This window comes from Rhizobium aouanii, assembly GCF_037002925.1.
Classification (GTDB): Bacteria; Pseudomonadota; Alphaproteobacteria; order Rhizobiales; family Rhizobiaceae; genus Rhizobium; species Rhizobium aouanii.
Window position 1 is genome coordinate 13,179 of sequence record NZ_JBAMYD010000006.1, and the last position, 22,469, is coordinate 35,647.

Below are 22,469 nucleotides of genomic sequence, written 5' to 3' on the forward strand. Positions count from 1 at the left end.
CCATTTCCCTCAGTTCGCAAGCTTCTCGCGATTGTGCGGCGCCAGCCGGCGGGTGAAAACTTCCGTCAGAGCGGGCAGGAAGCGGATCGCATCGCTGACAATACCAATGTTGGCGAAGTCAAAAATCGGTGCGTTTGGGTCGGTGTTGATCGCGACGATGAGATCGGCTCCACCGACGCCGACGCGGTGCTGAATAGCGCCGGAAATTCCGGCCGCTATGTAGAGCTTCGGCCGGATCGTCTTGCCAGTCTGGCCGATCTGCCGATCAGCCGGCATCCAACCCTTTTGAACCAATGGGCGCGAACAGCCACATTCGGCCCCGATGGCTCCGGCGATGTTCCTCAAATGCTTCAGGTTTTCCGCCGCTCCGAGACCGAGGCCTCCGGCAACCACGACGTCTGCATAGGCGAGATTGGCCTCTGCCGACTTGCCGTCGGACAAGAAGGCGAGGACCTTTGTGACGATCTCTTCCTCGATCATCGGGACGTCGTGCTGAATGATACGGCCGACCGGCTTGTTCGCGCGCTGCGGCATGGCCATGACTCTCGGCCGTACTGTTGCCATCTGCGGGCGGCAGTTAAGCGTGTAAATCGTGCAGAGTAAGGAGCCTCCGAAGGTCGGCCGAGTCGCCGCGAGGGAACCATCCGCATCCACAGCGAGTTCGGTGCAGTCAGCAGTGAGCCCCGTCAGCAACGTGGTCGCCACGGAACCCGCGAGATCGCGGCCGAGCGTGGTCGCGCCGAGGAGCAGAATCTCAGGCTTGTAGCCAGTGACCAGATCCGTCATCGCCTTGGTGAAAGGTTCGTTGCGGTAATCGGCAAGTAGCGGAGTCTCGACCAGGTAGACGAGATCGGCGCCATAAGCAAAAGCCTCGGCAACGGCATACCGGGTGGACTCGCCGGGCGGTCCGAGGACGACGCCCGCAAGCTCGACGCCCAGTTCGTCGGCGAGCTTGCGTCCTTCCCCAAGCAGTTCGAAGGAGACAGGATGGACTTGGCCCCGCTCGAGCTCGATGAACACCCAGACGTGCCGGTAGTCCCTGAAATGCTCGGGCAGCTCTGTCTTGATACGCCCGCCGCTGGCGGGGGGAGAGGGCTTTTTTCGTTTCTCGGTCAACAGTATTGCTCCTTGCGATCACGCGCCGCTGTTAATGGCGAGTTCGCGTTCCAGCGCCGGCTGGCGCGCAAAAATTCCGGAGATCAGCTCATCAGCAAGGTCGTGAAGCGTCTTATCCGCGCTGTCGATTTGCTCCGCTCTTTCCGCCCGCGCCGCAGGGGCAAAGACGCGCTTGACGACAGTGGGCGAACCGCGCAGGCCACATTTAGTGAGGTCTTCAATGCCGGCGTCGGCCGCACTCCACTTCACGATCTGGCTGCGCGCAGCGCGGAGTGCGTCGTCGAGCGAGCCGCGGCGAGTCTCGTTGGTGCCTTCCAGCATGGTGATGAGGCAAGGGAGCCTGCTCTTTAGCGTCTGCGTTCCGCCTTCCGAGCGTCGGTCGACCGTGATTTCGCGTGAAGCGAGATCAATGGAGGCGATTTTCGCGACGTAGGTGAGTTGTAGGAGATCGAGGCGCTTGGCGATGCCGGGTCCGACCTGGGCGGTGTCGCCGTCGATCGTCTGCTTGCCCGTGAAGATGATATCAGGCGTGCCGAAGGTCTCTCCGATTTTCACGATTGCTTGAGAAAGAGCAAAGGAGGTCGCCAGAGTGTCTGAACCGGCAAAATGGCGGTCAGTCAGAAGTATGGCGCGGTCGGCGCCATAAGTGAGTGCCTTGCGCAATGCGTCTTCAGCCAGGGGCGGGCCCATGGTGAGTACGGTGACGTCGCCGCCGTGGGAATCGCGCAATCTGAGTGCTTCTTCGAGGGCGAACAGGTCATAGGGGTTGATGATGGTAGGCACGCCCTGGCGCATGATCGTGTTCGTGACAGGGTGGACGCGTATCTGTGCGGAGTCGGGCACCTGCTTGATACAGACTACGATGTGCATGGCGATCTCTTGCTCCCTTCGATGGCAGACTTGGCGTTAATCTCCGAGCAAAGCACCATTCGTGCCAACCGCTTTGCGTTCGCCCTATCAATTGAAATGTGGATCTTCGTCCTCTGAGCTCTGTCTGGATCGTGACCGACGTTGTCGTAATCGCGACATTGTCGCGTCGCAGCCAGTCCGCACTCATTCTCTCTCGAACGACTTTAGGACTGAATCGAGGGGGACGAAGGTGGGGCCTCCTGCGGCAGGTTTGTCTGGGTCGTTGTCCTCGAGCACCTTGAAGACTCGATGTGTGAGCGGCGAGGACGTCGCGAAATCTTCGTAGGCGCGTTCCAGCATGGCGCGCGCCCGCGCAGCGACCGCCTGGTTGGGGAGATCAGAGAGGTCGTCTTCGGCGAGGTACTGCCCCATTTTCTTCATGATATGGAGCCTTGAGACATCGAGCACATTCGCGTCATAGGAGACGCCAAGGACTGCGAAAAACTCCTCCGCATCCGACAGACGTTTGAGCCGTTCGAGGATGTCGTTGACATCCATGGGACGGCCATCATCAGAACTACAGCTCATTGCTTTCTCCCTGGTCGGTTCCGGGCTGCGTGCATTTGCCGAAACGTGACCTGCAGCCAAAGAGGAAGATTGAGTTGGCGGCAGCCGGCGAGGCGATCGTGTCGGAAGTCGCGGCATGGCTGACGATCGAGATTTCAGCCACACCGTTGAGATGCTCACCCGCGGGGACGCGACGTCTTTGATGTCCACTGCTCTTGCGACGGGCCGGCAGTCAACTCTTATAGAGACAGTATCGAAGATCTTTGCCGCGGAGCCCGCCGCTCCGAAGACAGCGCGGGCATTACCGTCATGCGGGGTCATTTCGTTGGGCAAGATTTGACACATGGATGGAGGCTGCCTCTTCCCTTCACGGCATATAGGCTTGGATGTCTCCGAGCCACGATCCATAACGGCCTACGTCGCGCAGCTTCTGGACAGTTTCGGAGATTACCTCGAGTACGCGGTCGACGTCCTCATCGCGGTTCTCACGCGAAAAGGAGAAGCGGGTTGCCCCGTTTGCCGCAGCATGAGGGATCTTCATCGCTTTCAAGACGTGGCTCGGCTCCAACAAGCCGGAGGCGCAGGCGGAACCGGAGGAGCAGGCGATGCCATAGCGGTCGAGAAAATGCACTAGGCCATCGCCTTCCACATTCTCGAAGGCTATGTTCGTAGTGTTAGGCAGTCGCTCCAGCGAATTGCCGATAACGAACGCGTTTGGTACACGCTGGAGTATGCCATGCTCCAGGCGGTCTCGGAGTAGCTTCACCCTTGTGTTCACGTCTTCCATGAACTTCCGGGCAAGTTCGGCGGCTTTGCCGAGCCCGATTATGCCGGGGGTATTCTCTGTGCCGGCGCGCCGACCACGTTCTTGGCGGCCACCCTTTATAAGCGAGTGGAAACGTACCCCGCGTTTCACATAGAGCGCGCCAATCCCCTTCGGGCCATGCAGCTTGTGGCCGGAGAGCGAGAGCATGTCGATTGCAGTCGATTTGAGATTGACTGGAATCTTACCGACCGCTTGGGTTGCATCTGTGTGGAAAAGGGCCCCGACCCCCTTGGCCAATTCAGCGAGTTCGACCACGGGAAATATCGTCCCGGTCTCATTATTCGCCCACATGATAGAAACGATTGCCACACGGGTTGTGAGGGCGGCCCTGTAGGCGTCGAGATTGAGACGGCCATGGTGATCCACCGGAATCTTGTGCACTTTGACGCCGCGCGTTCTCTCGAGATGGGTGCAGAGCGTTAGCACTGCCGGATGCTCGACGGAGGAAATCACAACCTCTGTACGATCAGACATCACTTCGAGTGCCGAAAGCATTGCCGCATTGTCACTTTCCGTCCCGCCCGAGGTGAACGCGATTTCATAATCGCACCGCGCGCCGATCAGCGCGTGTACCTGCCGGCGCGCCTTTCTCACCGCGGCACTGACAGAGGAGCCAAATGCGTGCTTCGACGAAGGATTTCCAAATTGATCCGTAAAGAACGGAAGCATGGCTTGAACGACTTCATAATCGACCCGTGTAGTTGCGTTATTGTCGAGATAAACAGATCTCATTGTGCGAACTCGGCTGTTTCAAGTTGCGACGCCCCCCGTATGGCGGCGGAAGCGATTTCTCGCCTCCACAATCGACCACGCCGTTTGGGCGCGGTCGTCTTTTCCGCCAGCTGCGCGGGCCTTTTCACGCATAGTGAGTCGTTCGGTGACCATCGTTGCATGTCGCCTGCGAGGACTTTCCATCGCGTCGGAGCATGTGACCTAGCCGCCAGGACGCTTCGTCTCATAGGTGAACTGCTCGGTGTTGAGTCTGGTGATACGGCAGTCCCTCCGGTCACCCCATTGACATTGAAGCTTTTGTGGAGACAGGCGTCTTCCTCGTGGTCAAAGAGGCGATTCCCGCTGAGTGAACTTGCGGTTGCTGTATAATTCGTCGCCGAACAACAATGCGTCTTTTCCGGCGACAGACTGCTTCGATGGGCCGCCCTCGCCAGATGGGCAATCCGGACTCGATCGTCGACGATTTTTCCGTTGAGGAATTTGGTCATCACCGAAGAGGAGACGAATGCATAACTGCTGCGCCAATTCTGGAAGCCCGCCGCGGTGAGCACTTGCGCTACCGCATTGGCTCTAGTCATTGCTTCAAGTGCCTTTCTACAGAAGGTAGCGCCGATCTGAGTAACGGGATTGAGTGCCTCCAGAACGCCGGCATTCATCGAGTTCAGGAAGTAATCCTGTATCCTTGACCAATAGTCCCACATGAGCCTTCTCACTGTATCAGGTTGTCAGCTACAAGATTTGCCGCAGGCGCATTTCTCCCGCGCGTTAGGATTGTCGAAAATGAAACCGGCGAACTCGGACCCTGTGATGAAGTCAACGGTCATGCCGTGGACATGGGGTTGTGAGCCTACGTCCACGAACACCTTTACCCCGTCTGCCTCGATGATCGCATCGCCCTCGCGCGAGAAGCTTTCCAGACCAATCAGGTATTTAAATCCGGCGCAGCCGCCTGCTTGGACCATGATGCGAAAGCCTTCCATCGGCTCGTTGGCCCTGAAAAGCACAGCTTTCATAGCGGCAACGGTGTTCTCGGTGAGCGTGATCATGAATCGGTCTAACCTCAATGGCGTTTGTCTCGAGGCTGACCGAGCATCAACCGTGCCAGGAGAAAGATTGGTTTCCAACAATATGATGACTTTAAATTGCGATGTCGTGTGTCTGACATCGTCGGACATCTGACATGGCTGGGTGCGGCTTGGAAGTTGCAGTCCTCGTGTTTCCTCACGGAGAAAGCCTGTGCAAGGCACTACATAGAGCGGTTCGCCTTTCGGGCACTCGTTGCCCCCGGAGATCTACTGCAAAAACGCTGGCGATGAATCCGTCAGCCGGAGATATCGGTGCTCTATCCGCGGCCGATAGACCAGCCGGCAGGGAGCGCAGAGTTTGTGGGCCTCTCGGAAATAACTGGCGCAACAGCGGCCGCACATCGACCGCCTTCATTCGGCCGAGTCCAGCGTCTCGAAATGAAACGGTCCGCGTACGCCGACAGAAAAACGCCCCGCAGCATTGAGAGCTTTCTCCAATCTTTCCTGAGGCGGAGAGTTCGAGGATGCGAAGAGCGCGCCCAGCGCTATCTGGTGCCCGCATCCACAGGCGTCAAAACCGTCCAGGGGCTCGCCAACATGATAGTCCTCGTCGATTTTGAAGAGCCGTCCGGCGTAGCCAACGAGAAAAGTGCCGCCGCGTTCGGTGTCGTTGTGCCGCTTGGCATAGCCACCATCTTTCAAGCAGCAGCGGAGCGCGTCGACGAACTCCGTTGCCATGAAAGCATAGGCATCGAATTCAGGACGCCTCTTTGGCGGGTTGAAGGAGTGTGCCAACATCTGGCCCATTGTGAACGAATTCGTAAAGCCGAAGATGAATTCGTGCCTTCGGAAGACCGTGCGATCAGCGCGGACGGTGAGGGAAAGGTCGACCACACCAGCGCTGTCGCCCCCGATCTGAACCGAACCGTTGTGGATTAAACCGACAATGCACGTCATTAATTGCTGCTCCTCACGTGGACTGCATTTAAATCTTCTAGACCTGTGCCTGGCTCGTGCCCATGCGCAAGTAAGATGCCAACCAGCGCCCAGACAGTGATCGTCGCGGATCGCTCGAGGGTTTCACTGTCCGTATTCCGACCGAACGTCACGATAAACGTCATCAGCCGCAGAACGCCTACACCAATGGAAAACAAAGGGAGTTGCACCTGAGCGACGCGATGGCGCCGGGCACTCACACGCTTTATTTCGGCGGTTCATCCAAATCATCCATGAGACATTCCTTGAAGTGACGAATAACTCGAACGCGATATCAGAATTTTTGCCACTGGCCGAAAATCCTGTGTCAGGGACCGTCGATGGAGCGAAGGCCAGCGCCGTCGTCTACAGCCTCATGTTGCCTGCAGAGCCTGCGGCGTCGAACCCTTGGCCACTTTTGCGCCATTCACCAAATTGCCTCAGCGCGCCGACGACGCCGACAACTCTGACCTGCTGCCATTCAATGTTCCAAAGCCGCAGCGGCCTGATCAAGCCCCACACTACCCCCCCATTCAAACACGTTCCGTCGAATCGCCGGCGTCAATCTGCAGGGAAATTAGCGTTTACCATCTTTCTGAAGTCCGGCGGCAGGAGACGAATACCGTCGGACCGGAGTAGCTAGGAACGCTGATCGCTTCGGCCAGGTTCGTCTCCTCCTGCTCAGAGAGCGGGTTACCCTCAAGAAAAACCGTGCACTCCCCCAGCTGCGTCAGCAGATTCTCGGGTAGCCTAGTCACCTGGTTGTGCCTAGCGATGAGCGTCTTGAGCCCGGCGGGAAGTTGATCGGGTAAACAGGTCAGACGGTTTTCCTCGGCAACGAGCGTCCTGAGCCCGGCCGGGAGGTTGGCGGGCAACTGGGCAAGCTGGTTGCTGCCAACGCTGAGTGTCTTGAGCCCGTCCGGTAGTAGGTCGGGCAAGCTGGTCAGCTGGTTGCCGCTCACATCCAGCACCTCGAGCGCGCGCGGGAGGGCTCTCGGCAGCCTGGTGAAGCTGTTGCTGCCCGCGATGATGGTCTGGATCCCCTGGGGAAGGTTGTCCGGCAGGCTGGTCAGCTGGTTATAGTTCGCCTCGAGTGTTTTTAGCCGGGCCGGTAGCGTCGTGGGCAGGCACGTCAGCTGATTGCCGTCGACGATGAGCACTTCGAGCGCTGGGGGAAGGCTGTCGGGCAGCTTGGTCAGCCGGTTGTATCTGGCGATGAATTGTTGGATTTCGGGAGGAAGTCTAGCAGGCAGCTTGGTCAACTGATTGCCGACCACATTGAGCGTTTGGAGCCTGAGAGGAAGCTTGTCGGGCAGACTGCTTAGCTGGTTGTACGCGAGGCCGAGGGTCTGGAGCCCAGCCGGCATGGTTCCGGGCAAGCTGACTAACCGGTTGTAGCTGGCTTGAAGAGTCTGGAGACTCGCCGGGAGATTGAAGTCTAAGGTGGTCAGCTGATTGAGATCGACTTTGAGCGTTTGGAGCCCCGCGGGAAGTTTATAGGGCAAGCAGATTAGCTGGTTATAGCTCGCCTCGATTGTCTTAAGTGCGGTCGGAAGTGTTCTAGGCAGGCAGATCAGCTGGTTCCGCTCGGCGTTGAGCCATCGAAGTCCGGCCGGGAGCGTATCTGGCAGGCTGGTCAGATGGAGCGATGACAGATTCAGCACCGCATTGACATCGCCATCCTCCACCCAGGCGTTTATTCGTTTCACGGCCTCTTTTCGACCCCAGTGCTCTCCCTCTCCCTCTCCCTCTTTGATCCAGGCATCCAAGCTCGCGTGCGGTGGCGCTTCCGTGCGTGCCAATTGCGGGGGTGTAATCTCGTGAGAATTGTGCGCGCCCGTTTGGGGCCGATTTGCTTTCGCCACTTCGCATCACTCCTTTTTCATGATCATGAGGGCGCCTGTGTTAGTGATCGCCGAGGACTCTTCACCAGGCAAAATTCATACCGGCTGTCCCTGTGGACCGGCTGTCCCTGTGGAAATGTCAGAATTCATTCTGAAACCATCCGTGCACGCATATCCCTTTGACGTGGAGCATTGATCCAGCCGCTCAATGTGAGGAACACTTTGACCGATGCTCTTCCGCGAGCAGGATACAGGGGCCGCGGAAACAAGGCCCTTCTGTTCGGCTGGCCACGCCGCAGCAAAGTCAGGCTTGCTGCTCCTTCTTGCCTCGAATGCTGGCGCTGTTTCGACTATCAGTGAGTTACCTCCGCGGTTATTCTTGTGCGGGTTGTGCTTTTGCCGCCACGGCGATTTCACGGCGCAGCCAGGCATGATCGGGGTCGCGATGGCAACGCTCGTGCCAAATCAGCGCGACCTCGTAGGGCTTCAGCTCCATGGGCGGATCAACAATCGCGAGCGATAGAATGGCGGCGATCCGTGTCGCGATGCGGTGCGGCAGAATCAGCACCAGGTCGGTCGCCGCGATCACCACCGCGGCTGTCAGCACGCTGGAAACCAGCAACGGATCGCGGTTCGGCACATCCAAGGCGTCCAGTTGATCGTAGATTTGCCCGAAGCCGTCCTCGCAGTTCGACGCGATGGCGGCATGGCGCAATGCCGCGCAGCTTTCGAGTGTCCATTCCTGCGCCAAGGCCGGGTGGTCGTAACGCAGCAGGCAGACGAAACGGTCTGTGTAAAGGCTGCGGCGCAGATAACCGGGGGGAGACGTGCCAATCTGCCCGACCGCAAGATCTATTTCGCCCCGTTCGAGTCGGCGCAGCGCGCCAGCGAGAAACGGATCGGTGACAATATCGAGTTGAGGGGCGCGCTCGCGCAACTGCGGCAGGAGGCGCGGCAGCAGGACTAGCGCTTGGTGATCAGGCATCGCTAATACCGCCTTCGAAGGCCATTCCTTTTGGGCCGAGCTTTGACTTGCCACGATTTCACGGATCTCATGCAACGCCGGTCGCAGCATACGGGCGAAGCGCTCGCCCCGCGGAGTGGGGACCAGACCGGTCGAGGAGCGAACCAAGAGATCATCATTGAACACTGCGCGCAGCTTTGACAACGCCCGGCTCGTCGCCGGTTGGCTCTGACCGATGTTCTGGGCTGCACGCGTGACGTTACGGTGCTCCATCAATGCATCGAGCGCCACCAACAGGTTCAGATCCATCGATGCCAGGTTCGGTTCTCGATGTTGCCGTGCTTCGCAGCTGTCAGCGGCGATCTCACCGCTGAAATCTAGGTAATCCATGGGCTTCTCCTTTGGAAGCGGTGTTCTCACACCACGACCTTGAGTACCGCCTTCGCTATTTAGATCGAGGACAGAAGGTGTTCGATCCGGCTGTTCAGTGATTCCTTGACGATGGGAGTGGGCACATCAGAAACGTTAGTCGAGCGGTTCGACGCCATCTGCCCTTGCAGCGTCGCGTCAGCGAGAGAATGATGGTGCAATCCTCGCAGCCGCCGTCCTGGCCGGCGAAAGATGGACTTGCGTATCAAGGCAATCGGAACGCGCTCGACCGTGCTGTAGCCAATCTTAATGTGATGCTCATCAGTCAAATTGGAGAAGCACCGGAAGGTGATGAGCCCTTGCGTCTGTCTTTTTCGCCACATCGTGATACCGCTGCAGCCTGTGACCTGCAACACCATGCCGGAGTCGCAGAGACGGGGGGGGCGCGCCTCGGCCTGTCCGTAAGGTGCGGCAAACCCAGCCCGCTCCGCGAGTGGCGCACTAAAGCTATGCCCTACGATGCCGGCCATCAACTTCAGGGCGCCTAGATCGTAGTGTCGGCTTGGCGCGACCTTTTTGACCGAGTCGCCTACATCGATCTTGCTTCGCATCTCGGCTGCCTCCAGTTAAGGGTGAGCACTCGGTGGTCACCTCGGTTAAGTCTCCACGGACCGTTCCGAAAGGGACATGGATCTATGGGCCCCGGCACAGATTGCACGCTCCGGTTCTTCGAGTTGCCGTTGTAATGCAACATCCCATCACATTGGTAAAATCCATTATTTCAATGAACGAAATCCACATCATGGATAGGCCAAGTATTTTCAAGCTTGTGATCACTCCGAACATCGGATTCCGCCGAGGCGCCGCCGGTCCACGAAAGCTGCTTTTTTAGCGGATGTTTACAGGCATTCCTCGTGGCAACTTTCTCGGCTGTGTCAATGTCGATATAGCGCTGGTCCTGTCACTTGCGTTCGACGCAATGCAGCGCTGTCGTATTTGTCGTTTCCACAACACCTTGCGTTAAGCGGGTGTCCCTCTACACCCTGTCTAAACCTTTGAATTAACATCGGAGGGCTACTGGCACGACTCTTGCGCCGCCCACCTCATGAGACGCAGGAGCTGCCTATCGGTATGACTCTGGGCGCCGCAACGGTAGGAAGAAAGCACATGCTAGATCGACGTCAAATCCGCATTCAGTGGGGAACAGGGCCTTCCCACGGAATGCGAATTTCGTATCAACTCGACGGGAGACGGCACTCTCCACCAGCCAGAGCCAGGCAATCGCTGCGGATGGACGCGGAGATGGATTTCGACGAGTATGTAATTGCCTGTGTCCTTTCGCGTGCGCTCGAGGAGATCGACGTTGGCCAGGCGACGGCGACGGAGGCGACCGGCCTTTCGCGAGCCGAGTTGCAGGAAATCCTGACTAGCCGTTTTCCCCCCGACCTCGTCGACGCCTTCTCCTTGGAAGAGGTAAGCGATGTCGAGGCTGGCGTAGAGGAAGAACTTCTGCGAGGTATGTTGCTTTCGTATGCCCGACCGGGCGACCCCGCGAGCGCCCGCTTCGCCAAGATCGTTGCCCGGCGAGCTTTGCGCCATGAGCATCTCTGGCAGGACCTAGGCCTTTATAACCGATCCGAGCTCAGCCACTTGCTTGCGACCCATTTTCCCACACTGGCAGCTGGCAACACCAATAACATGAGATGGAAGAGGTACTTTTACCGTAAGCTCTGCGAGGCCGAAGGCTTTTCGCTTTGTACCGCGCCCACCTGCCGAGATTGCATGGATTTCAAAAGCTGCTTCGCTTCGGAGGAAAGCTAATACCGACCCTCATTGATCAGCACCCATGAGCCCATTGCCGATGACCGATGGACATGATCTTCCAGGACGGCCCTGCAATGATGCGCGGCCGATCCCGACGTGGATGCCGGTACGCGTGTCGCAGGGGTGAGGCCGACCATCTGACGTCAGTCCAGCTTAATTGGTGAGGATCTGCCCCAGTTGTGCCAGCAAACGAGTCGCCTCCCGCGCACCATCGGGCAGCGCAGCGATTTCAAGCGCCGTGGCAATTCTGCTTGCCTCCGACACGTCGGTCGGAGTCGCATTGACCTGCGCGAGGTCAAGCGCGGTAGCTGCCTGATCAATCAGTGCGGCTAGGATCTCAATGTCGAACTGAAATCGTCCGATCCGCTCATCCCGCAACCGCCCGGTCAAGGGACTGTCGCCGTGCCGCAATTCGGCAGCAAGCCTCCGGCGTTTCTCGCCGAGAATAGCCGAAGCATGAAGAATGCTGCCTAGCGACTGCGAAAGCGGCAGTGCATTGCTGTTGAGGGCGAGCACCGAGTCGGCCGGCACATGAACCCCTTCGAGGCTGTATAGTGCGGGCTCACCGCTATGGACGAGATGGATTTCGCAGCTGTCGCGCTGCACGAGCAATAAACTCAAGACTTCGGCTTCGCTCAAGGCAAGCAACGCAAACCAAGCTGGCTCCCCGAGACCAACCACCTCGATTGCACCGCCAACTTTGAAGCCGTTACCGTCGACGACGTAGCGCTGACTCACGTTGTGAACTCCGACCGCAACCGTCGACAGCTTTTCACCCGATATTACACGCAGATAGATGCTCCGTCGCTGCTCATCGCTTCCGGCATTACGGACCAACTCAAGAGCTGAAATGACTGGCGAGCGCAAGGGCAGCAGCGGACTGCACCTCAGCAATCTGTGACACTACACGTGCAATCAACCGGTTACAAACGTCAGCGCCGTCGAAATCGTTTGGAATGGGAATGGCAAGAGCCCGGACTGCTCCAACGCTTCAGCGGAAAGACCAATGGGGGCATCGGCGCCGAGCGCGACAATCTCGGCAGCGGCCGCCAAGACGTCTTCGTCGGACTCTATTCGAGGCGGCACAGGTCTGACGCTGCCATGAACATGTGTAAAGGAGCCCATCTCTCACGTATCCTTCACGATGCCGGCCAAGCCGACGCGCGCTTTTGAACGACAGTGCCATCGCACAAGGGCCAGGAGCGCTCTGAGCGTGAAGCATAGAGGACTGGTGGACGAAGAGAACCGATCAATTCCCAGAACACCCTTCGTAGCTCTGTCGGGCGGATCACCGTTTCCCCGCCTGTCGATGGCTGAACTGCAGCGCAACCCGAACACTGGGGTCCGCATTTGGTCACGCCATAATCAAAAGGCTGAAGGAAAAGCTCACAAGTACTCCACTGTTGCTACTCATCATGAGCGGGCGCGAAGGGTCGCTGCCTTCTGATCGTTCGTCAACAAAATATGCGGTATAGAACTATGCAAAAGTGTGATCAGGCTGAACCAAGCACTCAGCGAAAATACCGCCCGTCGCAGTAACCAGCGAACCACACCACAGGTATCAAGTGCAATGTTGCCCAAGGGATGCCGCTGCTATGCGACCGAGGATCTGAGTGCCAATGCCAGAGCATTTCAACAAGCGTGCCCGTATCGCACGCGTCGGTGCACCGTCTTGCGTCAGCGCTCGCCTCAAACTCCGGGTAATTGGCAAAGACCGACCCGAACGGCCGGGGCGCGATTGCCGTTCCAGCGGGGGCTCCTGCGAACAGCACGTTTATTGTCGCCCTTCGTCGAATGGGTGATCGTCGTGAGTTGATGCAGTTGCGGACCAACTTTGTCGCAATTGTCGGATGCGCGACAGGAGTTTGTTTGACAAGACATGTATTTCAATCCCAGGCAAATAGATCGAGAACGCTAGTGTTGTGACTCTAACGCCTGTCGCCCACGGGCGACCTTTTCAAGAATGTCGGTAGCGGATTTGGTCCAAACGAAGGGTTTTGGATCGGCGTTGTGATGATCGAGATAGTCTTGAATTGCACCTTCGAGCTCGGCGACACTCTTGAATACGCCACACCGGATACGATCGCCTGTGATCAAACCGAAGAAGCGTTCGACCTGATTGAGCCAGGACGCCGAAGTGGGGGTGAAATGCATATGGAAGCGAGGGTGTTTGGCCAGCCAGGCTTTGACCGCCGGGTGTTTATGGGTGGCATAGTTGTCTGCGATCAGGTGCAGGTCGAAGCCCTTGGGCGTGCTGCGGTCGATGAGCCGAAGGAATTTGAGCCATTCCTGGTGACGATGACGTTTCATGCATTCGCCGATCACCCTGCCGGTGGCGACATCGAGGGCGGCAAACAGGGTCGTCGTGCCATGCCGCTTATAGTCGTGGGTCATCGTTCCCGCCCGACCCTTCTTCATCGGCAGGCCCGGTTGGGTGCGGTCCAGCGCCTGGATCTGTGACTTCTCGTCGACCGAGAACACCAGAGCCCGGTCCGGCGGATCAAGGTAGAGACCGACGACGTCCGTCACCTTCTCGACGAACTGCTTGTCGTTCGACAGTTTGAACGTCTTGGTCAAATGCGGCTTGAGCCCATGTGCCACCCAGATGCGCTGTACGCTGGTGTGGCTCAGACCAACCGCCTTGGCGAGCGAGCGCGCGCTCCATTGCGTGGCCGCCGGCGGCTTTTCTCGCAGCGTCATCTCGACCACGCGCGCAATGACTTCGGCGCTCAACGGCTTCTTACGGCCAGGCCGGGTCGCGTCGCGCGCAAGCCCATCGACACCCTGCTCAAGATAACGATCGCGCCAGCGGTAGGCCGTCTTCTTGGTCTTGCCCCGCGTCCGCACAATCGACGCCAGACTCGACGCGTCCGCCCACATCAGCACGATCCGCGCCCGCCAAACCAGCTTCTGCGGCGTGTTCCGATCCGCCACCCAACCTTCCAGCCGCACCCGATCTTCAGGCGACAGCAACAATCGCTTGTCCGTGTCCATGGACCAAGACTCGCATATTTGCCGGCCTCAGGGAATCCTTCAGTTAATTCCAGAACACTAGCGATCCTTATTTTCGATACCATCAGCGACACTGGCATGAGTCTTGAACCTGCTTATCGAAAGGCGGCGGGAACTGTCGACTGGCATTGAGATGACGGGGTCCATGATGGCTGACGGCGAAAAAAGCACCCCTGCGTGCAAGCGCGGAATCGCAAGCGATCGGGAGGGGCATGAGCGTGAGATCCGGGCACACCATCTGGCCGATGGAGACGAAAGTCATTTGGGCATCGCGGCGCAGACGACCATGACGAAGTATTGTGAAGCCCACCTTCCTTGGTACACTATCTATCCAACGGTATCGCAGTTTTCCCCGGCGGTCGGCGCCAACGCGTCGGGGGAATGGCTGAGGGACATGCCCGCTGATGATACTGTATCGCTCTATCTCCACATTCCATTCTGCCGGTCGATGTGCTGGTATTGCGGCTTTCCTGTCAGCATCACTCGTCGAGACGCATCGGTCCTCAACTATTTGGCAGTGCTTCGTGAGGAGATAAGGTTGGTTTCGGAGCAAGCGCCGCAGGGATTGCCCGTGAGCGACGTACATTTCGGCGGCGGAACGCCAGCCATCATGCCGCCGGCGGAGTTCCTGGCTCTAATGGAACTCCTGCGCAGCTACTTCGCGTTCAAAAAAGCGATTACGGTCGCTGTCGAGATCGACCCGCGCACGTTCACATCGGAGATGGCCGAAGCATTTGAATCCGCCGGGGTAAACCGTGCGAGCCTTGGCGTGCAGAGCTTCGATCCCACTGTCCAACAAGCGATCAATCGGGTCCAGACTGAGACGCAGGTGGCGGCTGCCGCCGAAAACCTGCGTCGGCATGGAATAGTCCGCATCAATTTCGATCTCATGTATGGTCTTCCGCATCAAACAGTGCAGTCTTGTGTACAGAGCGCCAAGACAGCAGTCGCGATGCGCCCCCAACGGCTTGCCGTTTTCGGCTACGCGCACGTTCCATCTTATAGAAAAAATCAGCGCTTGATCGAGGAAGCGGCGCTGCCGGACATGGCTGCCCGCGCTGAACAGGCCGCAGCCGTGGCCGATACGCTGGTCTCCGCCGGCTATCGCCAAATCGGGCTGGACCATTTCGCCTTGCCAAACGACGAGCTCGCGCTGGCGCAGAAAGCCGGTCGTCTGCGGCGCAATTCCCTAGGATATTCGGCCGATACATGCCAAATGCTGATCGGCTTCGGCGCATCGGCCATCAGTCGTCTGGGCGAAGGCTATGTCCAGAACGAACTTGCACAGAGTTCCTATACTCGGCACATATCAGCTGGCCACCTGGCGACATCACAGGGTTATCGTCTCACCGGCGAAGATCGCGTGCGAGCCGCAATCATCGAGCAGCTAATGTGCAATTTGGAGGCCGACGTGCCTGCAATCTGCGCCGCTCACGAATTTGCTCCAATCCCTATTTTCGATTCAGCTGGGCGTTTGGCGAGGCTGGCCGAAGACGGGGTAGTGGATATCGCCAATGGTTTCGTCCGCGTACGGCAGGAGCATCGTTTTGTCCTTCGCGCTGTCGCTGCCGCATTCGACCCTTATCTCGACCGCTTACCCGACTAGCGCCGCCAAGCAACCAGTCGCACGATCCGGTGCGCACATGGATGTCGGAGTTCTGGCTGTCGCACCTGCAGCGCTGGAAAATTGCAGGCGCGGCTGTGTCACGAGTTCGCCCAGCCACAGTGAAAAACTACTGGTTCAAGGGAGCGCGTGTTTTGTAGCTTTCCGGACAATCCAACTGCGTGCAATTCGGCGCTTAAGCAAAAACGCAGCAATTTCAATCCCTGTCCGAGCCGTGCTCAGTTGGCGCGTTTGTTGCTCGATATCTCTACAAGGCGGCAGCAGCTGTCGATCTTCGGAAAAGCAGGCCCGGGAGGCCCGGCAATTGCCGGACTGGGCGCGCCCCATGTGGAGGATCTCGTGATGATCATTGGACATTCCGCGGAAGTCCGCGGCAAGACACCCATTTATCGCCATCTTTATGTCCAGGTGCTGGCGGCGATTGCTGCGGGCATCCTGCTCGGGCATTTCTATCCCGAGATCGGCACTGAGCTTAAGCCGCTCGGCGACGCCTTCATCAAGCTCGTCAAGATGATCATCGCACCGGTGATCTTCCTGACGGTCGCGACCGCCTTTGCCGGGATGACCGATCTCGCCAAGGTCGGCCGCGTCGCCGGCAAGGCGATGATCTACTTCCTGACCTTCTCGACGTTGGCGCTCCTTGTCGGCCTCGTGATCGCCAATGTGGTGCAGCCGGGTTCCGGCATGCATATCGATCCGGCCTCGCTTGATGCCAAGGCGGTCACCAGCTATGCGGAAAAGGCGCATGAGCAGTCGATCACCGGCTTCCTCATGCATATCATCCCTACGACGCTCGTCGGCCCCTTCGCCGAGGGCGATATCCTGCAGGTGCTGTTCATCTCGGTGCTCTTCGGCATTTCGCTGGCGATGGTCGGCAAGAAGGCGGAGCCGGTCGTCGATTTTCTGCAGGCGCTGACGCTGCCGGTCTTCGGGCTGGTGGCGATCCTGATGAAGGCAGCGCCGATCGGCGCCTTCAGCGCCATGGCCTTCACCATCGGCAAGTACGGCCTCGCTTCGATCGCCAACCTCGCCATGCTGATCGGCACCTTCTATCTGACCTCGTTCCTGTTCATCTTCGTCGTGCTTGGCGCCGTCGCCCGCTACAACGGCTTCTCGATCTTCTCGCTCATCCGCTACATCAAGGAGGAACTGCTGCTCGTCCTCGGGACCTCGTCGTCGGAAGCCGCACTCCCCGGCCTGATGAACAAGATGGAGAAGGCGGGCTGCAAGCGCTCCGTCGTTGGCCTTGTCATTCCGACGGGCTATTCCTTCAACCTCGACGGCACCAACATCTACATGACGCTCGCGGCGCTCTTCATCGCCCAGGCGACCGACACACCGCTGTCCTTCGCCGACCAGATCCTGCTCGTGCTCGTCGCCATGCTGAGCTCCAAGGGGGCGGCCGGCATCACCGGCGCCGGATTCATCACGCTTGCCGCCACTCTCTCTGTCGTTCCGTCCGTTCCGGTTGCCGGCATGGCACTGATCCTCGGCATCGACCGTTTCATGTCGGAATGCCGCTCAATTACCAATTTTATCGGTAATGCAGTTGCGACGCTGGTGGTGGCGAAGTGGGAAGGCGAGCTCGATCAGGCGCAGCTCGCTGTCGCACTCGCAGGCGATGCACCGGTCGAGACCATTCCTGCGGCGGTTCAGCCACCGGTGGTTGAGCGCGTCGACGGGCCTGAGGGCTCCACGGTGCACCACGTTCGGCACTTTGGCATCCAGACGGATTAGAACGGCCGACGGAGATCTCCGTGACGAAAAAGCCCCACTATCGTTCGTCCAGCGCCGGTGCGCACGCGCCTGAGGAAATTGCCAGGAAGCGGACGTGCTGATGATGTTGTGCCCTCCACTCCTGGCTGTAATCTGCGACTGGCAACTCGCAAGGTAACGGTGCGCGCTGCCAGTTCAAGGAACGGCCGAAAAATCAGCGGCGCACGTTGCCGCGCCCAAGGCAACAAGCGCAGTCAAAGTCCGATCGCAAAGAAATCGCTGAACCCATCGCAAACCTCCTGTTTGCGCCATCGATTTAGATTCTTTTGGGAACCTGGAGAGGCGGGATCAATCAGGCTTGGCATAAGTCGCGTTCCACGGATCAAGAACAGGATCGATTTGGCCAGAACGCTTTCACTGGCGCACGGGGACTCCAGGCTTGTCCGCCATCAGCACAAACCCGCACGCCTTTCGCGGCGCCGTTGCACGGAGGAGGGGATGTTCATCGCCTCGCGATATTTTGTGACGGTGCGACGCGCAATGATGATGCCGCTTTCCTTGAGCCTGGCGACGATCTCGTCATCGGAAAACGCTTTATCGAGCGGTTCTGCGGCGATTATCGATTTGATGCAATGGCGTACAGTTTCGGCGGAGTAAGCGTCGCCACCCTGTGAAGAGGCGATCGCGACGGTGAAAAAATACTTTAATTCGAACACGCCGCGCGGCGTGAGCATATACTTGTTCGACGTCACGCGGCTTACCGTCGACTCGTGCATGTTGATTGCTTCAGCGACGGCTTTCAGCTTGAGCGGTCGAAGATGAGCGATGCCATGCTCCAGAAAGACATCCTGCTGGCGGACGATTTCCGTTGCAACCTTGAGGATCGTCTTGGCGCGGTGATCAAGGCTGCGAACCAGCCAGCTCGCGTTTTGGAAGCAATCGTTGAGGAATGCCTGATCTTGCGCGTTTTGAGTGGTCAGGCGAGAGACCTCCGAAAAATAGGTCTGGTTGATCAGCACTTTGGGCAGCGTATCCGGATTGAGCTCGATTATCCATCCATCTCCAGGCGAAGGCCGGACCCAAACATCGGCTATGATGTATTCCGGTCCACCGGATTGGAACCTGTTTCCAGGCTTGGGATCGAGCGTGCGGATCTCATGCATCATGTCGAGAAGATCATCTTCATCGACTCCGCAATAACGCTTCAACGCTCGGAAATTGCGTTGCGCAAGCATCTCAAGGTTGGCGACCAAAGCTGCCATTGCCGGGTCGAAACGGTTTCGCTGACGCAACTGTATCTCCAGGCACTCGCGGAGATTTCGCGCGAAAATTCCCGGCGGATCAAGAAGCTGTAGTGTCCCAAGAGTCCGTTGCACATCCGTCTCCGGGACATTCAGCTTCTTAGCCAATTCAAAAAGGTTCACCTGAACATAGCCGGTGTCTTCCAAATGGCCGGCAAGTTCCCGAGCAATGAACCGCTCCTGCGGAGTGAATGCCGTGAGGGCAATCTGACGCGCCACATGGTCATGCAATGTTTCGGGGCTGGCGGCAAACTCCGCTAGGGAAGGGCCGTCAGCCGCGGGAATATTGGCTGTGTCTCGGATTGACTTCCATTGACCGGGCAGTTCGGGAATTTCGGCCCTGGTCGACCCATCAACGGAGGTCTTGCGCGTGCCGATGTTCGGATTCTCCCCCGAAATCGGTGACCCATCTCCAGAAGCGGGGCCATCGTTTGACGCCAGCTCCAAAAACGGATTTTTCTCCAATTCCTGCTCCACGAACTGGTGCAACTCGTAATGCGCGAGCTGGAGCAACCGAATCGACTCCATGAGCTGGGGCGTCATAGTCAGCGTTTGCTGCTGACGCTGTTGAAGGCTTGTGAAGGACTTCATGATTGAACCGAACTCCGATCGAGCGACGGACTGGCGTGCGTGAGAGTGGCTGCGAGGCGAGAGCTTGTGGATCAAGCGACGGACGAGGCCTTCAGCGATCCAAGAATGTTCTGCGGTGAAGACACGCCATAGGGATCGGTTTCGCAATTGTCGGAGAAACCTTCCTCCTCGAACCACTGCTCCACGACGCCATTGTTGACCACGGCCGCGTAGCGCCAGGAGCGCATACCGCATCCAAGATTGTCCTTGGCGACCAGCATGCCCATCTTGCGCGTGAACTCTCCCGAGCCGTCGGGAATGAGTTTGACGTTTTCCAGCCTCAGCGCCTTGCCCCAAGCATTCATGACGAATGCATCGTTGACCGAAAGACAGTAGACTTCGTCAATTCCGTTCTTCTTGAACTCGCCATACAGTTTTTCAAAATCAGGGAGTTGGAAGGTTGAGCAGGTCGGGGTGAAAGCGCCCGGCAGCGAAAACAGAACGACGCGCTTGCCGCTGAAATAATCGTCGGACGTATGGTCTTCCCAGCGGTACGGGTTTGGCCCCCCTATGGAGTCATCGCGAACACGCGTTCGAAAGGTGACGAACGGAACCTCGGTCTTTTTGGTCATCAACGGTGCTCCTCTAGAAGAAAAACTGGTGCGCAGCTTTTTGGCTGCGGCCGGCGCAACAGCGAACTCAGCCGGCACATCTGGTCTAGCAAGAGCCATGCCATTGGCAGAAAGCAGGAAATCTTACTGCCGTGAGGGATTCCCTTGGCTTGTCCGAAATCTCTGACAGAGCGCGTCGAAGGTCGTTAGTCATGCGCGCGAACACAGGTGCTGACTTTCGGTTACCTTTAGCGACCTAGGGCTCCCTCGGAGGTTCGAAGCGATCTCCACGGCTCTTTTGTCCGAAGCCGGACAAGAATGTCGCAGGTCCAACCAAAAAGTGGCAACTTCCAGCCATCGGTGAGGGCAAGTCGCGCCACGCAGAAGGCGTTGCCAATCCGGCACGCAACTTGCTTCAATGGTTTTGTTCCAGCGCACCGCTCTGGTAGATCTCCGAGGGAAGCATGACCATGGATCAGACTGTTGTTGTTCCCAAGAGCATTGGCCCCATTGAGGACCCGACAAAAACGCTCCGCAACCTGATTTCCTCATCCGACCTGACGTATCTCATGGGGGCGCATGACGGGCTTTCCGCGGCGATCGCAGAGCGGGGGGGCTTCAAGGGCCTTTGGGCGTCGGGGCTGTCCATTTCGGCGAGCCTCGGCTACCGCAACGCCAATGAGGCAGATTGGACCCGTGTACTCGACGTGGTGGAGTGCATGGCAGACGTCAGCAGATTGCCGATTCTCGTCGATGGCGATTATGGCTTCGGGAACCTTAGTGCGCGGTCACTAGCAGCGAAGCTTTTGCAGCGCGGCGCCTCTGGTGTGTGCATTGGGGACGCCAAAATGAACGCCGTCAGCAATCGTCACGCGCTGGCCGGAATCGATGAGTTCTCCGGCCGCCTGAAAGCGATCAAGGACACTGCGAGAAGCGACCTCGTGGTTGTTGCCCGCACCATGGCGTTGACTGGTCACGGTCTTGACGAGGCCCTGCTGCGTGCTCACGCCTATGTGCACGCCGGCGCCGATGCCATACTCATCCAATCTCCAAAGGCGGACGCTGGCGAGATTTCCGCCTTCGGGAAAAAATGGAAGAGGCTTCCGCTCATGATCGTAGTCACGAACGACTACCGCACACCGGTTTCAGTATTTAGCGAGGCTGGCATTTCCATGCTGATCTGGGCCGATCATGCCATGCAGGCTTCGGTCGCGGGCATGCGGGCCGTATGTGACTGCGTCACACCGAAGCAAGCATGCGCGAGCATTGAGCCGGAGGAGGTGGCAATCATCGACGAAATGTTGGACCTGGGGCGCTATGACGAACCGCTTTCCGGGGAAGACGACCGTTGATGGCGGCTTCAACTATTGTCGTCGCTCCCCTCATCATCGCATTCCTCTCCGCCCAGCGATGGTTTGTCGAAGGACTTACCGGGGGAGCTGTGAAATGAAACTTGTTGAGAGGAGCGAGCCGGGACAGGCTGTTCCAGATGGATATTCTGCAAGGGAGGCTCGGTATGCCATTTATTATACTCCGGCGGCCGACCACCCGCTGACCCGCGCTGCCGAAACTTGGCTCGGCCGAAGTGCCTTCCCGCCGCGCGAAATTGCTCTCAGGCCTGAGATCGAGCCCGACAGGGAAGCTGTCATTGCGCAGCCGAGGCGATATGGCTTCCACGCAACGTTGAAGGCCCCCTTTCGCCTGGCGAAAGGCAACAGCATCGCGACCCTCGAACAAGCCCTTTCGAAATTTACCCTGGAGAGAAGGCCATGTCCGATTGGCCCGCTCAAACTTAATTTCATGCGAGGATTTTTCGCCCTCGTCCCGCATCATGAAATTCCGGGCCTGCGGGCTTTGGCGGGGGAGATCGTCGAGAAATTTGACCCCTTTCGCGCTCCGGTTGACGAAGCAGAACTGCAGCGACGGCTGCTCGACCCATTGGACGACGAGGAAACGACGCACCTGGTGCGCTGGGGCTATCCATATGTCTTTGATCGGTTTCGTTTTCATATGACGCTTACCGATCGACGCCTGTCTGACAGGAAAGGCGCTTTGCAGTCTGAACTGCAGGAGCACTTCGGGGATCTCCTCACCGAAGATTATCGGGTGGATGCAATCACGCTGTTTGAGCAGAAGCAGCCACTCACTGACTTTACAGTCCGGGCGCGCTTTACCTTGGAGCAAAGGGGTGTTGAATGAAAGGAGCGGAGCGCAATGAACCCCCGTACGCGAAGCGCTTATCCGACTTGCAGCTGAAGGAAAGATCATATCCCTTCCTCAAAGGGGCGACTTCACGAGGCCACTCACCGAGTGGGCTCTATTGGACTCATATGCCGTGGCACGAGACATTCTCAGCTCGGCAATAGGGCGCTGCGCGGCATCAGTCTCCCTTACGCACCGCCACCTGTAACGAACTGGACCCAGCAGAACTCGCACTTCGAGCGGAGAGGATCTTTAGGGAAATTGCCGAAGCGGCATCGAATTGCGAGATGTGCAAAATCGTTGATAATTTTTGTTTTTGCACTCACCCTTTACGCATGGAAA

General features: G+C 58.1%; 20 protein-coding genes and 1 pseudogene. 6 read left to right on the forward strand and 15 right to left on the reverse strand.

The window, feature by feature from the left end:
• Window positions 1-9: 9 nt before the first annotated feature.
• The 7 genes from V8P77_RS12030 to V8P77_RS12060 form a co-directional block, all read right to left on the reverse strand.
• Entirely contained in the window at window positions 10-1,119 is a 1,110-nt protein-coding gene (locus tag V8P77_RS12030; RefSeq protein ID WP_373694591.1) for an electron transfer flavoprotein subunit alpha/FixB family protein, read from the reverse strand.
• 15 nt (window positions 1,120-1,134) lie between these two features.
• On the reverse strand, window positions 1,135-1,986 hold the full coding sequence (locus V8P77_RS12035; protein WP_264396739.1) for an electron transfer flavoprotein subunit beta/FixA family protein: 852 nt from the start codon (window positions 1,984-1,986) through the stop codon (window positions 1,135-1,137).
• Window positions 1,987-2,169: 183 nt separating this feature from the next.
• The gene (nifW, locus tag V8P77_RS12040) at window positions 2,170-2,553 is read right to left on the reverse strand and encodes a nitrogenase stabilizing/protective protein NifW (protein WP_264396738.1); all 384 of its coding nucleotides are present in this window, start codon (window positions 2,551-2,553) and stop codon (window positions 2,170-2,172) included.
• 346 nt (window positions 2,554-2,899) lie between these two features.
• Window positions 2,900-4,090, reverse strand: a complete 1,191-nt coding sequence (gene nifS, locus V8P77_RS12045; protein WP_264396737.1) for a cysteine desulfurase NifS — start codon at window positions 4,088-4,090, stop codon at window positions 2,900-2,902.
• Window positions 4,087-4,791 carry an iron-sulfur cluster assembly scaffold protein gene (locus V8P77_RS12050; RefSeq protein WP_264396736.1) on the reverse strand — a complete coding sequence of 235 codons (705 nt, stop codon included), beginning with the start codon at window positions 4,789-4,791 and terminating at the stop codon, window positions 4,087-4,089. Before V8P77_RS12050 ends, nifS begins: the two co-directional genes overlap by 4 nt.
• Window positions 4,792-4,815: 24 nt before the next feature.
• On the reverse strand, window positions 4,816-5,136 hold the full coding sequence (locus V8P77_RS12055) for an iron-sulfur cluster assembly accessory protein (protein ID WP_264396735.1): 321 nt from the start codon (window positions 5,134-5,136) through the stop codon (window positions 4,816-4,818).
• A gap of 390 nt (window positions 5,137-5,526) precedes the next feature.
• Window positions 5,527-6,072, reverse strand: a complete 546-nt coding sequence (locus V8P77_RS12060; RefSeq protein ID WP_264396734.1) for a hypothetical protein — start codon at window positions 6,070-6,072, stop codon at window positions 5,527-5,529.
• 300 nt (window positions 6,073-6,372) lie between these two features.
• Here V8P77_RS12060 and V8P77_RS12065 point away from each other — a divergent pair.
• A pseudogene (locus V8P77_RS12065) lies at window positions 6,373-6,585 on the forward strand (IS66 family transposase); the annotation flags it as partial.
• A gap of 89 nt (window positions 6,586-6,674) precedes the next feature.
• On the opposite strand, the gene V8P77_RS12070 reads toward V8P77_RS12065, so the two are convergent.
• From V8P77_RS12070 to V8P77_RS12080, 3 genes are all read right to left on the reverse strand, one after another.
• On the reverse strand, window positions 6,675-7,859 hold the full coding sequence (locus tag V8P77_RS12070; protein ID WP_335912918.1) for a leucine-rich repeat domain-containing protein: 1,185 nt from the start codon (window positions 7,857-7,859) through the stop codon (window positions 6,675-6,677).
• Window positions 7,860-8,307: 448 nt separating this feature from the next.
• Complete coding sequence (locus V8P77_RS12075; protein ID WP_319641408.1) at window positions 8,308-9,207, reverse strand: LysR family transcriptional regulator; 900 nt, start codon at window positions 9,205-9,207, stop codon at window positions 8,308-8,310.
• Window positions 9,208-9,347: 140 nt separating this feature from the next.
• Window positions 9,348-9,878, reverse strand: coding sequence for a hypothetical protein (locus V8P77_RS12080; protein ID WP_264396731.1), 531 nt, complete (start codon window positions 9,876-9,878; stop codon window positions 9,348-9,350).
• A gap of 556 nt (window positions 9,879-10,434) precedes the next feature.
• Between V8P77_RS12080 and V8P77_RS12085 the strand changes: the two genes are divergently transcribed.
• The gene (locus V8P77_RS12085; protein WP_373694581.1) at window positions 10,435-11,088 is read left to right on the forward strand and encodes a nitrogen fixation protein NifQ; all 654 of its coding nucleotides are present in this window, start codon (window positions 10,435-10,437) and stop codon (window positions 11,086-11,088) included.
• A 156-nt stretch (window positions 11,089-11,244) separates the two neighbouring features.
• Here the strand turns inward: V8P77_RS12085 and V8P77_RS12090 are convergent, their stop codons facing one another.
• The 3 genes from V8P77_RS12090 to V8P77_RS12100 form a co-directional block, all read right to left on the reverse strand.
• Window positions 11,245-11,829 (reverse strand): hypothetical protein, encoded by a 585-nt coding sequence (locus tag V8P77_RS12090; protein ID WP_264396729.1) that lies wholly within the window; start codon window positions 11,827-11,829, stop codon window positions 11,245-11,247.
• A 177-nt stretch (window positions 11,830-12,006) separates the two neighbouring features.
• Window positions 12,007-12,216, reverse strand: coding sequence for a hypothetical protein (locus V8P77_RS12095; protein WP_264396728.1), 210 nt, complete (start codon window positions 12,214-12,216; stop codon window positions 12,007-12,009).
• A 789-nt stretch (window positions 12,217-13,005) separates the two neighbouring features.
• A complete protein-coding gene (locus V8P77_RS12100; RefSeq protein WP_264396727.1) occupies window positions 13,006-14,085 on the reverse strand; it encodes an IS630 family transposase in 1,080 nt (359 codons plus the stop codon).
• A 304-nt stretch (window positions 14,086-14,389) separates the two neighbouring features.
• Here V8P77_RS12100 and hemN point away from each other — a divergent pair, with 304 nt between their 5' ends.
• A complete protein-coding gene (gene hemN, locus V8P77_RS12105) occupies window positions 14,390-15,709 on the forward strand; it encodes an oxygen-independent coproporphyrinogen III oxidase (protein ID WP_264396770.1) in 1,320 nt (439 codons plus the stop codon).
• A gap of 360 nt (window positions 15,710-16,069) precedes the next feature.
• Window positions 16,070-17,464, forward strand: a complete 1,395-nt coding sequence (locus V8P77_RS12110) for a dicarboxylate/amino acid:cation symporter (RefSeq protein WP_264396726.1) — start codon at window positions 16,070-16,072, stop codon at window positions 17,462-17,464.
• Window positions 17,465-17,892: 428 nt separating this feature from the next.
• On the opposite strand, the gene rpoN is transcribed toward V8P77_RS12110, so the two are convergent.
• Window positions 17,893-19,335 carry an RNA polymerase factor sigma-54 gene (gene rpoN / locus V8P77_RS12115; RefSeq protein WP_264396725.1) on the reverse strand — a complete coding sequence of 481 codons (1,443 nt, stop codon included), beginning with the start codon at window positions 19,333-19,335 and terminating at the stop codon, window positions 17,893-17,895.
• A 71-nt stretch (window positions 19,336-19,406) separates the two neighbouring features.
• Window positions 19,407-19,946, reverse strand: coding sequence for a peroxiredoxin (locus V8P77_RS12120; protein ID WP_264396724.1), 540 nt, complete (start codon window positions 19,944-19,946; stop codon window positions 19,407-19,409).
• Window positions 19,947-20,395: 449 nt separating this feature from the next.
• Here V8P77_RS12120 and V8P77_RS12125 point away from each other — a divergent pair, with 449 nt between their 5' ends.
• Window positions 20,396-21,277: an isocitrate lyase/phosphoenolpyruvate mutase family protein gene (locus V8P77_RS12125; RefSeq protein WP_264396723.1), complete on the forward strand. Its 882-nt coding sequence runs from the start codon at window positions 20,396-20,398 to the stop codon at window positions 21,275-21,277.
• Between the two features lie 94 nt (window positions 21,278-21,371).
• Window positions 21,372-22,124, forward strand: coding sequence for a DUF1045 domain-containing protein (locus V8P77_RS12130; RefSeq protein ID WP_264396722.1), 753 nt, complete (start codon window positions 21,372-21,374; stop codon window positions 22,122-22,124).
• Window positions 22,125-22,469 lie beyond the last annotated feature (345 nt).

Excerpts from the sequence above, each read along its gene's own strand:
- V8P77_RS12035 (WP_264396739.1), bottom strand. The coding sequence starts at position 1,986 with ATGCACATCGTAGTCTGTATCAAGCAGGTGCCCGACTCCGCACAGATA.
- nifW (WP_264396738.1), bottom strand. The coding sequence starts at position 2,553 with ATGAGCTGTAGTTCTGATGATGGCCGTCCCATGGATGTCAACGACATC.
- nifS (WP_264396737.1), bottom strand. The coding sequence starts at position 4,090 with ATGAGATCTGTTTATCTCGACAATAACGCAACTACACGGGTCGATTAT.
- V8P77_RS12050 (WP_264396736.1), bottom strand. The coding sequence starts at position 4,791 with ATGTGGGACTATTGGTCAAGGATACAGGATTACTTCCTGAACTCGATG.
- V8P77_RS12055 (WP_264396735.1), bottom strand. The coding sequence starts at position 5,136 with ATGATCACGCTCACCGAGAACACCGTTGCCGCTATGAAAGCTGTGCTT.
- V8P77_RS12060 (WP_264396734.1), bottom strand. The coding sequence starts at position 6,072 with ATGACGTGCATTGTCGGTTTAATCCACAACGGTTCGGTTCAGATCGGG.
- V8P77_RS12075 (WP_319641408.1), bottom strand. The coding sequence starts at position 9,207 with ATGGATCTGAACCTGTTGGTGGCGCTCGATGCATTGATGGAGCACCGT.
- V8P77_RS12080 (WP_264396731.1), bottom strand. The coding sequence starts at position 9,878 with ATGCGAAGCAAGATCGATGTAGGCGACTCGGTCAAAAAGGTCGCGCCA.
- V8P77_RS12085 (WP_373694581.1), top strand. The coding sequence starts at position 10,435 with ATGCTAGATCGACGTCAAATCCGCATTCAGTGGGGAACAGGGCCTTCC.
- V8P77_RS12095 (WP_264396728.1), bottom strand. The coding sequence starts at position 12,216 with ATGGGCTCCTTTACACATGTTCATGGCAGCGTCAGACCTGTGCCGCCT.
- V8P77_RS12100 (WP_264396727.1), bottom strand. The coding sequence starts at position 14,085 with ATGGACACGGACAAGCGATTGTTGCTGTCGCCTGAAGATCGGGTGCGG.
- hemN (WP_264396770.1), top strand. The coding sequence starts at position 14,390 with ATGACGAAGTATTGTGAAGCCCACCTTCCTTGGTACACTATCTATCCA.
- V8P77_RS12110 (WP_264396726.1), top strand. The coding sequence starts at position 16,070 with ATGATCATTGGACATTCCGCGGAAGTCCGCGGCAAGACACCCATTTAT.
- rpoN (WP_264396725.1), bottom strand. The coding sequence starts at position 19,335 with ATGAAGTCCTTCACAAGCCTTCAACAGCGTCAGCAGCAAACGCTGACT.
- V8P77_RS12120 (WP_264396724.1), bottom strand. The coding sequence starts at position 19,946 with ATGACCAAAAAGACCGAGGTTCCGTTCGTCACCTTTCGAACGCGTGTT.
- V8P77_RS12125 (WP_264396723.1), top strand. The coding sequence starts at position 20,396 with ATGGATCAGACTGTTGTTGTTCCCAAGAGCATTGGCCCCATTGAGGAC.
- V8P77_RS12130 (WP_264396722.1), top strand. The coding sequence starts at position 21,372 with ATGAAACTTGTTGAGAGGAGCGAGCCGGGACAGGCTGTTCCAGATGGA.